This is a genomic window from Paraburkholderia sp. GAS42 (assembly GCF_050436565.1).
In the GTDB taxonomy this organism is placed as follows: domain Bacteria; phylum Pseudomonadota; class Gammaproteobacteria; order Burkholderiales; family Burkholderiaceae; genus Paraburkholderia.
Window position 1 is genome coordinate 1 of record NZ_JBNDML010000029.1, and the last position, 12,589, is coordinate 12,589.

Consider the following 12,589-nt stretch of genomic DNA (forward strand, 5'->3'; position numbering starts at 1 on the left):
ATGCAATTCCGGCCAGCGAATCACCGTTCCAATTCATATCCCAAGCAAAACTGTCAGCGCAGGAGCTGAGAGAAAAACGCCCGGCGCCGACATCGAAGTCGTGTTTTTCAACAGAATCGGCCGGTTTGCGACGATCGTGACCAGCCGGGTTCGGCACCGGGCGCTAATTCGAACGTTTGCGAAAACCGGAGGCACGGTCGCATCCCGGGACATCCCTTGCCCTGAAACGATACGACCCGCAATTTCGGACGCCCAGGACGTGGGGCACCACTATAATCAAGAAGCACGGGGGCGCTTCCCCTTGATGGGAGGCTACTTTCCCTCGTGTGTCTGCCATACCCAGTTGCGGGTCAATGTTTTGTACGGTGGTATTCCATGGCCACGTACGTCATCCTTAGCCGGCTGTCGCCTGACGCGTTCAAAGATCCCAAAGACCTGAAACAGCTCGCCCCCACAGTCTCCGAGAAAATCAAGGACGAATGCCCTGCGGTCACCTGGAAAGACAGCTATCTGACACTCGGTCGCTTCGACGTGGCGGACATCGTCGAGTCTGACGATCTGAAACAGTTCGAGAGAGCGGCGTTGATTATCCGCGCCTGTGGGCACGCCACCACCGAGCCCCTCCAAGGGACTGCCTGGAAAGAGTTCATCGCGACCCTATAGCGCGCTGGCCGAAACCCGGCCGAACTTCATCCGGGTGCGCCTCCCCGCTGTAAAGCCACGCTCAACAGCAGTCTGCGGCCGGGAACGGCTGCCATGCCGCGATTCGCCTGCGCAATGCGGCTCGGCAGGCAATCCTGTGGGATTGCGGCGTACCCGATGTTCATCGCGACCCGACCCTACAGAGGGCGCCGGCTCCCCTCGCCGCCCAGGCAATCTCCCTATAGCACGAAGCGAACGGTGATCGAGGCCGGGGGCGTGTGCCTGCACGGCACGCTCATGCTGCCGCCATGAGCGTGCGCCCCGGTCCCGTGCGCGCACCGCAGTGTCGGCCAGAAACCCGCCAGCCGCGCACTTGCACAGCGCACGGCTCTGCGCGACATTTGTCATGACGACCGGCGCGTAAGCCCGGCTGGAGACTGCCATGACAAACCGGCTCGCCACCGAAACCTCCTCTTACCTCCGGCAACACGCCGAGAACCCGGTGGACTGGTATCCATGGAGCGAAGAGGCATTTCGCCGCGCCCGCGACGAAGACAAGCCGATCCTGCTCTCCGTGGGCTACGCCGCGTGCCACTGGTGTCACGTGATGGCGCACGAATCCTTCGAGAATCCGCGTATCGCCAGCCTGATGAACGAGCGCTACATCAGCATCAAGGTCGATCGGCAGGAGCGTCCCGACATCGACGACATCTACCAGCAAGTCAGCCAGATGATGGGACAAGGAGGCGGTTGGCCGCTGACCGTGTTCCTCACGCCGCAGGGAGAGCCGTTTTTCGGCGGCACCTACTTCCCGCCGGACGACCGCTATGGCCGCCCCGGGCTCGTGCGCGTGCTGATGAGTCTGAGCGAAGCCTGGCGGCATCGGCGAGAGGAGCTGCGCGACACTATTGCGCAGTTTCGGGAGGGGTTCCGACAGCTCGATCAAGAGAATCTGGACGGCGAAGCCACCGGTATCGGGGATCTGCCAGCAGAGGCAGCCCGCGCCCTGGCACGGAACACTGACCCGGTTCATGGCGGGCTGGGCGGCGCCCCCAAGTTTCCCAACCCGAGCTGTTATGACCTCATGCTGCGCGTCTATCATCGAAGGGGCGAGCCCACGCTGCTTGACGCAGTGGAACGCACGCTCGACCACATGGCGGCTGGCGGCATCTATGACCAGCTCGGCGGCGGATTCGCCCGCTACAGTGTCGACGCGCGTTGGGCCGTGCCGCACTTCGAGAAAATGCTCTATGACAACGGCCAGCTCGTGAAGCTGTACGCGGACGCCTACCGGCTGACCGGCAAAGAGGCCTGGCGCCGCGTCGTGGAGGAAACCATCGACTACGTCTTGCGCGACATGACGCACCCCGGTGGCGGCTTTTACGCCGGCGAAGATGCCGACAGCGAAGGACAGGAAGGCAAATTCTATGTCTGGACAGTCGCCGGGATCGAAGCAGTCCTTGGCGATTCCGACGGTGCAATGGCGTGCCAGGCCTACGGTGTGACAGAACACGGCAACTTCGAACACGGTGCTACAGTGCTCCAGCGTGCGGTCGAGCTGGATGCGCTGCAAGCAGCGCGTCTGGCGGGCTGGCGCGAGCGGTTGCTGGCGGCGCGCGGCCGACGCGTGCGCCCGGCGCGCGACGACAACATTCTCACCGGCTGGAACGGCCTGATGATCGAAGGGCTCTGTACCGCTTTCCAGGCAACGGGCTGCCTCGAGTATCTCAGCGCAGCACAGCGTGCCGCTAGTTTCATCCAGAGCGAGCTGACCCTGCCCGACGGCGGCGTGTACCGTGCCTGGAACGACGGGAGATCCAAGGTGCCGGGGTTTCTCGAAGACTACGCCTTCCTGTCCAATGCGCTGCTCGACCTGTACGAGTCATGCTTCGACAAGCGCTACCTCGATCGGGCCGTCGAACTCGCGGCACTCATCCTCGACAAGTTCTGGGAGGACGGGCTGTATTTCACACCGTGTGACGGCGAGCCATTGGTGCACAGGCCGCGCGCGCCGTACGACAATGCGTGGCCGTCGGGCATCTCAACGAGTGTATTTGCGTTCTTGCGCCTGCATGAGCTTACCGGCCACGATCTCTATCGTGACCGTGCCGAGCACGAATTGCGGCGATACGAGGCCGCAGCCGCCAAGGCGCCAGCCGGCTTCGCGCACTTCCTTGCCGCCCGGGACTTCGCGCAACGCAGCCCACTCGAGATCATCTTTGCGGGCGACAAATCGGGCGCCGCCGCACTGGTAACAAGCGTTCACCGCGCATACCTCCCCGCGCGCGTGCTGGCCTTTGCCGAAGACGTGCCGATTGGCCGGGAGCGCCACCCGGTCAGGGGCCGCCCAACGGCCTACGTGTGCCGAAACCGCACGTGCGCCGCACCGGTGACCGACGGCAAGGCGCTCCTCGAGCTTTGTACATCCTGACGACAGCCCTGCTCGAGCCGGTTGCAGGGGTCGCCCGCCTTCAGCGTGCACGCAGTGCATCGACGATGTTCATGCGCGCTGCACGCATGGCAGGAAGGAACCCGCCGATGAGACCCATTGCTACCGAGAACGCAAGCGTTTTCACCACGATTGCCGAGGTGAGAATGAAGCGGAACGAAAGGTCGGCAAAGGTCTGGAAGTTGGTGGTGGAAAATGAGGCGAACTGCATCAACGCCGCGCAGCCAAGCCCGGCCGTCCCCCCCACGAGGCCGAGCAGCATGGCCTCGACGAGAAACGCGGCGAGCACGTTGACGCGTTTGAAGCCCAGCGCGCGCAAGGTGCCGATTTCCGCAACTCGGTTGGCCACTGACGCATACATCGTGATCATCGCGCCGATCATCGCAGCGATCGAAAAAATCATCGATAGCGTAAAGCCCAGAATGTTGATCAACGTCGATAGCGCCTTCGATTGATCGCTATAGAACGCCTGCTCACGTTTCGCTTCGTCGGCAAGCCGTGGGTCGACATCGATGTCTGCCTTGAAACGGTCGAAGAGATTGGTCTGCGCGAGGCGCACCACCATCGACGAGTAACTGGTGCGGCGAAACGACTGCATGAGCTGGTCCACATCGCCCCATATTTCCGAGTCGAAGCCGCTGCCGCCTGCGTCAAAGGTTCCGACAACGGTCCAGTCACGCTGGGCAAAACGCAAATGCTCGCCGATCTGCGTCCCGCTGAAGCCCTTCGCAACGCTGCTCCCGACAATGATCTCGGACGACCCGGCTTTGAACATGCGTCCCGCCACCAGCTTCACCTGTGGACGCAAGCCCAGGCCCGTCGGCGAGACCCCGCGAATGACCACGTTCGACGGTTTGTTCGAGCCGCTCTTCACGAGCGAGATGAGCACCACGGCTTCTTTCGACGCCAGTGGCCGCCCGTCCTCGCCGATGGCCACCGACGGATGCATTTCCATGATGCTTGCCTGGTTGCGGTCGATCGCGCTCTGCACCTCGGTTTCCGCACCCTTGCGGATCACCACCACGTTGTCGTGCTCGCCGGTGGACACGAGTGTCTTCTTGAGGCCCGCGTCGAGCATCAGCACCGTGGCGAACACGAACACAACCAGCGCCAGCCCGCCGGCTGTGAGCATCGTGGTCAGCCGGCGTGTCCACAGGTTGCGCGCGATGTAAGCAAGCGGAATCGCCACAGGAACCTCTAACCGATTGCCCGCAGGCCCTCGACAATACGAACCCGCGCCGCGTGCAACGCCGGTAGGATGGCGGCGGCGAATCCGACGGCGAGCGCGCATGCTGCCTGCAGCTCGATCGTTTCGACGGATACGTTGAAAACGGGGAACACGCCGCCCGTAGCTTGCTTGAAAAGGCTCGCCGCCGGCGGCGTGGCGAGAATGCCGAGGCTGCCGCCGATCGCGCAGATCGCGGTCGACTCCCCGAAAACCAGAAACGCCAGAAACGTGGGCCCGAAGCCGAGCGCCTTGAGCGTTGCGTACTCGACCGTACGCTCGCGCGCACTCATGGCCATTGCATTGGCCATCACCGCCATGATGATCACGATCACCACATACGACACGACGCGGATCGCCGCAATGATCTGATTCGACATGGCAACGAAGCCAAGCTGAAATGCCTGCTCGGTTTCGGTGAGGGTCTCAGCAAGCGAGTTCTTGAAGACGCTATCCACACTGCGCGAAATCGCGGCGGCATCATCCGGGTTCGAGATGCCCAGGACGTAGACACCGACTTGATCCGCTTGCCGGGGCGTCGTCTTGCGCACGGTTTCGTTCAGGTATTCCCAGTGGAAGAGCAACTGACGTGTGATCGTCGTTTCGTCCCGTCCGTCCAGAATGCCGCGAACGACGAATTCCCAGGTGCCGGGGTAAATCGTGCCTTTAATCGGAATCACATCGCCCAACTTGAATCCGAACTGGCTCGCGAGTTGCCGTCCCACGAGGCACCCCTTGCGATCACGCTGGTAATCGGAGCGCTGTTGCGCCGGCAGTACGAACTCCGGGTACAGGTCGAGATAGTTGTCCGATACCGCGAACTGCGCAAAGAAGTTCCTGGGCTCGCGATAGATACCCCCGAACCAGTTGGAACGAGCCACCAGTGTCACCCCGTCGACGCCCCGGATACGGTTTTCATAGCTCAGAGGCAAGGGGAACACGAGCGAGATGGCGTTGCGTGTCACGAGCCGTGCATTCGAGGCTGCGGCGGCCCCCGCATACCAGGCGTCCACCACCGTGTGCAGCAACCCGTAGGCTAGCACCGCGATGGTCAGCCCCACCACGGTCAGAATGGTGCGCAGCTTGTGTCGCAGCGCGTTTCTCGCGATCAGCTTCAGCAGGTACATGGCGCAGCACCACAACCCCGTTCAACGGATCTTTCCATCGCTCAGCTCCCCCTTCTCCAGATGCACGAGCGCCTTCGCCGCGCCGGCAGCGTGAGCGTCGTGGGTGACCATGATGATGGTTTTGCCGAGCTCTCTGTTGAGCCGTTGCATCATGGAAAGAATTTCCTCTGCTGACGCACGGTCCAGGTCGCCGGTCGGCTCGTCTGCCACGATCAGTGTCGGATCGGTGATGAGCGCGCGAGCGATGGCGACGCGCTGCTGCTGGCCGCCGGACAGCTCGGAAGGGTAGTGGTGCATGCGGTCGGCCAGGTTCACCATGTCGAGCACCAGCCCAACGCGCTCACGCCGCTCTCTCCGGGTCAAACGAGTCAACATCAGCGGCAGCTCGATGTTCTCGAAAGCGGTGAGCACGGGCATCAGGTTGTAGAACTGAAAAATGAAGCCGATGTTGGCCGCGCGCCATTCGGCCAGCGCCGCTTCCGGAAGTCGCGTGATGTCGAGCCCTCCGACCCGCAGCTCGCCGCTATCCGGCCTGTCGATGCCGGCAATCAGATTGAGCAGCGTGCTCTTGCCCGATCCCGACGGGCCCATCAGTGCGACGAAGTCGCCCTCTCCGATTCCTAGCGAGATGTTGGCCAGGACTGGCACGGTCTGGACTCCGCGTCGGTAGGATTTCGCGACGTGGCAAATTTCGACGAGCGGTGCGGTACTCACGCTATTTCTTCGCCAAAGTCACTTTGGCGCCGTCCCTGATCTTCTCGTTCGGAGCCAGTACGAGCGTGTCGCCCGGGTTCACGCCATTGACCGCGACGAGCTCGCCGATCCTGGCGCCCGTCGTGACAGCTACCTCCCGCACTGTGCCGTCCTTGACCACGTAGACCACTTTCTTGCCTTCGCGCTCGACGATCGCGGCGGGCTGCACCGCGACAACGGGCTGCTTTTCTTGCGGCGGAACCGGTCTGGAGAGGAACGCAATCTTTGCGCTCATGTCCGGAAGCACACGCGCATCGCGATCCACGAAACGCACCTTGACCAGCACGGTCGCTTTCGAGCGGTCCACCGTCGGCACGATGCGCGAGACCCGGCCTGCCAGTCTCAGATAGGGCAGCGCGTCGAGCTGGATCTCGCACGGCTGATCCACATTGATTCTGGCTATGTTGGACTCCGCCACGTCCGCTTCGACTTCGAGCGTTTCCATGTCGGCGATCGTCACGACCGCGCCCTTGCTGTCGGATGCCTGCGAAAAGGGGGTGATGTTGTCGCCCACGTTCGCATGCTTTTCGATCACCACGCCATCGAATGGCGCACGAATCACCGTCTGATCGACAGCGACTTGAGCGGCACGGGCGTTGGCCTGCGCCGACAGGATGGTGGCCCTGCTGTTGTTGATCGACGCCTTGGCCTTGTCGTAGCGGGCAAGATCGGCATCGTATTGTGTTGCCGGTATAGCCCCCTTGGGCGCCAGTATTGCGGAGCGGCGCAGATTGGCTTCGGCGTTCTTTTGCTCGGCAACTTGCAGTTCAAGACTCGCCTGCGCCACTTTCACTTGCGCCAACGCCTAGGCCAGCGCTGCCTCGACATCCGCGCTTTCGAGCCGGGCAATCACCTCGCCTTTTTTCACGTGAGTGCCCTCCAGTACCCCGAGCCACTCGAGACGACCCTGCGCCTTCGATGCAACCGCGGCCTTGCGCTGCGGCACGACGTAACCCGTGGCATTGAGCAGCGTGTAGCTCTGCGACGGGTAAGCGGATGTCACAGTCGCCGTTTCGACCGCCGGCGGACCGGCCAGCCTGGCGGCAACGCCGAGCACCGCTGCGATGAGCAGCGCGATGACCGCATAACGGATCCAGCTGCGCCGCCGCGGGACAGTGCCGGCCGACGGCCGGTCGATTCTCAGCCTTTCCAGATCGTGATCAGCCAATTTTCGCGCCTTGCACCGGCAAGCGGTCACGTTCGTCAAGCGCCGTACAGGAACGCCGTTTCGACGTATCGCCACGCCGGCTTGTGGAGCGGTGAACGGGCTCACAGTATAGCGCCGTGCCCAGTCCGCGCTTACGCCACGGTGGCGCCGCCGTGGCGTTCGGCCCGGACCTGCTCAAGCGACTCGCCGATTGCAATGCGGGCAATATCGTCGTCGCCGCTCGAAGCGGCGCACATTCGAGATATGAATCGCTCCTGGAGTTACGCTCGCTGGTAGCCGTTTCCTGCTTCAATGGCGGTATTCGTTCATGAACGGGTGGAGAGAATCGCATGCTGACTGCGCACGTCCCGGACCTCGCTGCGGCATTGGAACGCCATGTGAAGGTTCTCGCCGAAGACATCGGCGAACGCAACGTGTTCCGGCCGGACGCGCTGCACGCGGCAGCCGACTATATCGTGCAGCAGTGGACGAGGTCTGGCCGTACAGTGACGCATCAGGACTACCAGGTGCGAGGGGTTCCCTGCGCCAATATTGAAGTTGCGCTCGAAGGCTGCGTTCAGTCTGACGAAATCATTGTGCTGGGCGCGCATTACGACACCGTGCGAAACAGCCCTGGCGCCGATGACAACGCCAGCGGCGTCGCCGCGCTCCTCGAGATCGCGGGCATGCTTCAGTCCCTCTCGCCTCGGTGCACCGTGCGCTGCGTTGCGTTCGTGAACGAGGAAGCGCCGTTCTTCTTCCGTGGCGACATGGGCAGTCTGAGGTACGCGAGAGCCGCGCGGCTGCGCGGGGATCGCATTCGCCTGATGCTTTCGCTCGAGATGCTCGGTTACTACCGGGACGAGCCGGGTACCCAAAGGTATCCGCCTTTGCTGCGTTACTTCTATCCAGCGTGCGGCAACTTTATCGGTTTCGTCTCCAATCTTCGCTCGGCGCGCCAATTGCGATGGTTCGTCGACGCGTTCCAGGCCTCGTCCGATTTTCCGCTCGAAGCAGCGGCGCTGCCGTGGTGGGTGCCAGGGGTCGCGTTGAGCGATCATTCTTCCTTCTGGCGCCACGGCTATCCGGCCGCCATGGTGACCGACACCGCCTACCTGCGCAACCCGCACTACCATACCGCTCACGATGTCCCAGCGACGCTCGACTATGGGTGCATGGCCGCCGTGACGCGCGGGTTGGCTGCAAGCGTGGCGTCGTTGGGGCCGGGTGGCGCGAATCCCGGCAAGATCCGGGCCCCAGAAAAGAGGCAGTTGTGACCGTGGGGGGCCGCTTTCGAGTCGATGCCTCTGTCAGCTACCGACCCCGTTAAGGCCACTCGCAGTAGCGGCGCGAACGTCCGGTCATGAGCGCCAGCTTCGTCCAGCCAATCGCCGGCGTTGCCCAACGACGTCGTGAGATGCGGCTCGTAAGTGCTTGCGGCGCCTGGATGCAGATGAATATCCGATTGCGCTCTGCATGACCGGTCCCCACCGCCGATCAGTCGAGCCCGCCCGCATGGCCGCTCGCCTTGTCAGTCAGCGCAACGGTCTCGTAATAGCTGATTGTCGGCTCAGTGCCGTAGCGGGCGCGGATTCCGGCGAGCCATTCGCCGGAATAGAAGCGTTCGGCCGCCTCCTGGCTCCGCGCCCCAAAAGTGGCGGATCACTCCGTCGTCTCGCCGAAACACGTTCAGCATGCCCACTGCCGCCTCGCACCGGTTTCAGTTCAGCGGGCCGGCGCAGCAAACTGGAGTCGCCACCGCCGCCAGCCTGGAACCGGGTCCGGCCAACACCGGACGTCGGCAGGCTCCGGCTCCTGACTTGCAGACGTGTTGCGAGCGAGCTCGTGTAACTGCAGATGCCAGAGTCATAAGGGCAAGCCGGTTCCAGCGGACCCGCCTGGAACGGCGCGGCGAAATCCACTATCGTGTCAGTTGAGGTGCATTGCACACGCGCAGGGTCGCCGGGCGAGATGTCTCGCCCGATGCCGCCGGCGACGATCGCATGACCGCAGGTGTCCTCTGGAGGGAGGGCACTGGCTCTACTGCGCGGCGCTGCTGGCTTGTTAGCAGTCGAAGGACTGCACGCTCGACGCGCTCACGGTCGGTCGATCATGAATGGAGGTGTCTCATGGACACTAAAGGTCTGCTCGTCAGGTTGGAAGTCAAGGCTGGCAACGACGACGCCATGGCGGAAGACGTCCTGCGCTCGGCTCTCGCGATGGGTCGGGCGGAAGCCGCAACGACCGCGTGGTTCGCGATCCGATTCGGGCGATCGGAGTACGGCATCTTCGACGTGTTCCCGGACGATGCCGGCCGCGAGGCGCATCTGGCGGGGCCAGTTACACAAGCACTGTTGGATGCCGGCGGCAGCGTGTTTGCCGGGGCGCCGCTGATTCAGGAACTCGACGTCCTGGCCGACAAGTTGCCTGCAACGTCATCGGGCGAGCCGGTCACGAAGGCGCTGCTCCTCACGTTCAAGGCAAAGGCGGGTCATGAGTCACAGGTCGCGCAGTTCCTTCGCGACGCGCAAGCACTCGTGGAGCAGGAACCCAAGACCGTTGCCTGGTTTGCCATCCGCCTTGACGACGGTCACTTCGGCATTTTTGACGTCTTCCCCGACAACGGCGGTCGGTTTGCACACTTGACGGGTCATGTTCCTCGGGAACTCGCCAAGCATTCGCTGTCATTGCTGGGCAGCGTGCCGGATATCGGAATGCTCGACGTGGTCGACGCAAAATGGGCCGACCAGTCTACGGGGGCGCGGTGAACGTCAAGCAGACGGCGAACGAGGCCTGATAGGGAACCTTCCCCACAGGTCGGAATCTGCCTCCGTGTCGTATCGTAAGGGACAGCGCAAACAGTCTTATAGCGAATCGCGTGGCGGTACCCGGCCCCGAGAGTTTTCGGGCAAGACCGTCCGTGTTCGACCCGTTGCCGCCCTTCGACCCCGCGCGACCTCAGGGGCAGGTTTCAAGGTGAAACGGTCATTCGTGCAGTCGCGTCGGCCGGCAAGTGCTCGGCCACTGCGGTCGGTTGCGGATTACGACCAAGGGCCCTTGGCACTCGTGCTGTTTAATGTGATCTTGGGCGCTCGCCGTCGCAATGTGATGGCAGCCGCCACGCTCATCCGCCCAGCGCAATGATCACCATGGTCAGCGCGACGCCGAGGGCCACCATCGCGAATCCCGCTATCCATCCGCCGAATCCGGCATGGCGGCCCAGCGCGATGCCTGCACAGAACAACATTGCCAGCGTAAGCACACGCGAAACAATCAAGGCAGTTGAGGTGTCCTTGAACAGGACGAACGGCAATGCAACCGGGAAGGTCGAGCAGACTACGATGACAAAAATTCCCATCGCGCCGATAAAATCATCGAGCACTAGACGCGGACGATTGGGCAGGGTCGTCATGGCGACAATACGCGCCCGAATAAGCTCAAGTTCTGTATCGACAACCAGACTTTTCATCAACTTCGGCAACGCGTCGCGGAGCGCGCTAACTCCGGCGGCCGCGTCCGGTTCGTTTTTAACAGTCAGCGCAAGCGTGAGCCGCCTGCCGCGATTCGTAAGCGTGCGTACGAGAAACATTACAGCATCGGCGAGCCCCCACGCGAGATTGCAGCCAAGTGCCGTGTACAGCATTTTTCGTCCGGCATCTTCTCCGGCCGTGGCGGCCGACACAGCTCCCACGAAAGTCAGCGCCATGAACAAGCCGAAGCAAAATTCCGAAACCCGATCGATGGTATCGAGGACTGGCTCGCGCGTTTCGACATCTTCCTGATGCGTCAAACCGGTAGCGTGCATGAGCCCCCCTATCGCAGTTAGCACATGATCATGCTCATTACCGCCGAGCCGGCACGCATGGTTCAACACCAGGTCCCCGGCGAATGTCGCAGGATCAGGCGTGACCTTCTTGCGCCGATCGGGGCGCAACCGCACCTGGGAGGTGCCTCGGCGCGCCACGTTTGTCAGTATGGTCCGGCGCGATGGTGGCAACGGGCCGAGAGCCTCTGGGCGTGGTCGCGACAGTCATCGGATTGGCTGATTCGAGAGTAGATTCATTCAGCGTACGGCGCTCCACATAATCACATGTATTGGTCCAAAGTCGTATTGCCGCTTTTCGGGCTGGCGCCTAGATTATGAAAGGATCTCCAGAAATTACCGTAGGTCAGCGTGCGCATGGAGACACAGGAATGGCGAAGACCGAGGCAAAAAAAGACCGGCCCCCGGAAGACGAGCCGTTGTCGTACAAGGAGTACCGGAAGGAGTTGCTCCGGCTGCACGTTGAACTGGTCAAGCTCCAGGAATGGGTGGTGCAAACGGGCAGCAAGGTCTGCATTGTCTTCGAGGGACGCGATGGTGCAGGCAAGGGTGGCACCATCAAGGCGATTACCGAGCGCGTGAGCCCGCGCATATTCCGCGTGGTTGCGCTGCCTGCGCCATCCGAACGCGAGAAGAGCCAGATGTACGTGCAACGCTACCTACCGCATTTGCCGGCTGCAGGAGAAGTGGTGATCTTCGACCGCAGTTGGTACAACCGTGCGGGAGTCGAGCGGGTCATGGGTTTCTGCACCGAGGACGATGTCGCGCATTTCTTGAGGGCGGTGCCGCTGATCGAGCAGGCAATCATCGATTCCGGCGTCATTCTGCTCAAATACTGGCTGGAAGTCAGTCAGGAGGAGCAGGCCCGCCGCCTCGAGGCGCGCATCCACGACGGGCGCAAGGTTTGGAAACTGTCCGAAATGGATCTGAAGTCCTATAGCCAGTGGTATGACTATTCGCGTGCGCGCGACGCGATGTTCAGGGCGTCCGACACCACGATTGCCCCGTGGTTCGTGGCAAATTCGAACGACAAACGACGTGCGCGGCTCAATATCATCAGCGATCTGCTCGACAAGATCCCCTATGAAGCCATGCCTCGCAAAAAAGTGACCTTGCCCAAGCGGCAAAAGCCAGACGGCTATGAGGAGCCGGACTATCCGTTTAAATACATAGCCGAGAGGTTCTGAGCTCAGCGGATCACTGCGGATGAAGGCCGTCACCACGCCATTGCGACACGGAATCCGCATCAGGGCATGCAGCCATGCAACACGAACCCGCCAGCAGAGACGATTCCATCGCAACGCTCATCAGCGCCGGAGATGTCGCGCCAGATTCGTTCGCACGACAGCGCCGGGCCGCGGGAGGCCTTCCAATGCAGTTCGGCTGACGCGCGCCATCCTTGATGACATCGCCTTCGGACGGC

Annotated in this window: 9 protein-coding genes and 1 pseudogene; 5 read left to right on the forward strand and 5 right to left on the reverse strand. The window is 62.3% G+C overall.

The genetic code is table 11. From position 1 onward, the window contains the following. Positions 1 to 375 precede the first annotated feature (375 nt). Positions 376 to 663, forward strand: a complete 288-nt coding sequence (locus tag P3T16_RS30770) for a GYD domain-containing protein (RefSeq protein WP_429345110.1) — start codon at positions 376 to 378, stop codon at positions 661 to 663. A gap of 421 nt (positions 664 to 1,084) precedes the next feature. Continuing rightward, complete coding sequence (locus tag P3T16_RS30775; RefSeq protein ID WP_429345111.1) at positions 1,085 to 3,073, forward strand: thioredoxin domain-containing protein; 1,989 nt, start codon at positions 1,085 to 1,087, stop codon at positions 3,071 to 3,073. 40 nt (positions 3,074 to 3,113) lie between these two features. On the opposite strand, the gene P3T16_RS30780 is transcribed toward P3T16_RS30775, so the two are convergent. The 4 genes and pseudogenes from P3T16_RS30780 to P3T16_RS30795 all read right to left on the reverse strand — a co-directional run bounded on the left by P3T16_RS30780 (position 3,114) and on the right by P3T16_RS30795 (position 7,364). Then, positions 3,114 to 4,280 carry an ABC transporter permease gene (locus P3T16_RS30780; RefSeq protein ID WP_429345112.1) on the reverse strand — a complete coding sequence of 389 codons (1,167 nt, stop codon included), beginning with the start codon at positions 4,278 to 4,280 and terminating at the stop codon, positions 3,114 to 3,116. Between the two features lie 8 nt (positions 4,281 to 4,288). Further along, complete coding sequence (locus P3T16_RS30785) at positions 4,289 to 5,443, reverse strand: ABC transporter permease (RefSeq protein WP_429345113.1); 1,155 nt, start codon at positions 5,441 to 5,443, stop codon at positions 4,289 to 4,291. Positions 5,444 to 5,464: 21 nt separating this feature from the next. Further along, positions 5,465 to 6,157 (reverse strand): ABC transporter ATP-binding protein, encoded by a 693-nt coding sequence (locus P3T16_RS30790; RefSeq protein WP_429260737.1) that lies wholly within the window; start codon positions 6,155 to 6,157, stop codon positions 5,465 to 5,467. Position 6,158: 1 nt separating this feature from the next. Beyond that, positions 6,159 to 7,364: pseudogene (locus P3T16_RS30795) on the reverse strand (efflux RND transporter periplasmic adaptor subunit). Positions 7,365 to 7,693: 329 nt separating this feature from the next. Here P3T16_RS30795 and P3T16_RS30800 point away from each other — a divergent pair. Further along, positions 7,694 to 8,620 (forward strand): M28 family peptidase, encoded by a 927-nt coding sequence (locus P3T16_RS30800; RefSeq protein ID WP_429345114.1) that lies wholly within the window; start codon positions 7,694 to 7,696, stop codon positions 8,618 to 8,620. A gap of 852 nt (positions 8,621 to 9,472) precedes the next feature. Beyond that, positions 9,473 to 10,111 (forward strand): putative quinol monooxygenase, encoded by a 639-nt coding sequence (locus P3T16_RS30805; RefSeq protein ID WP_429345115.1) that lies wholly within the window; start codon positions 9,473 to 9,475, stop codon positions 10,109 to 10,111. Positions 10,112 to 10,467: 356 nt separating this feature from the next. Here the strand turns inward: P3T16_RS30805 and P3T16_RS30810 are convergent, their stop codons facing one another. Beyond that, entirely contained in the window at positions 10,468 to 11,148 is a 681-nt protein-coding gene (locus P3T16_RS30810) for a hypothetical protein (protein ID WP_429255996.1), read from the reverse strand. A 389-nt stretch (positions 11,149 to 11,537) separates the two neighbouring features. On the opposite strand from P3T16_RS30810, the gene ppk2 reads away from it, so the two are divergent. Next, on the forward strand, positions 11,538 to 12,353 hold the full coding sequence (gene ppk2, locus P3T16_RS30815) for a polyphosphate kinase 2 (RefSeq protein ID WP_429255997.1): 816 nt from the start codon (positions 11,538 to 11,540) through the stop codon (positions 12,351 to 12,353). Positions 12,354 to 12,589: the final 236 nt, after the last annotated feature.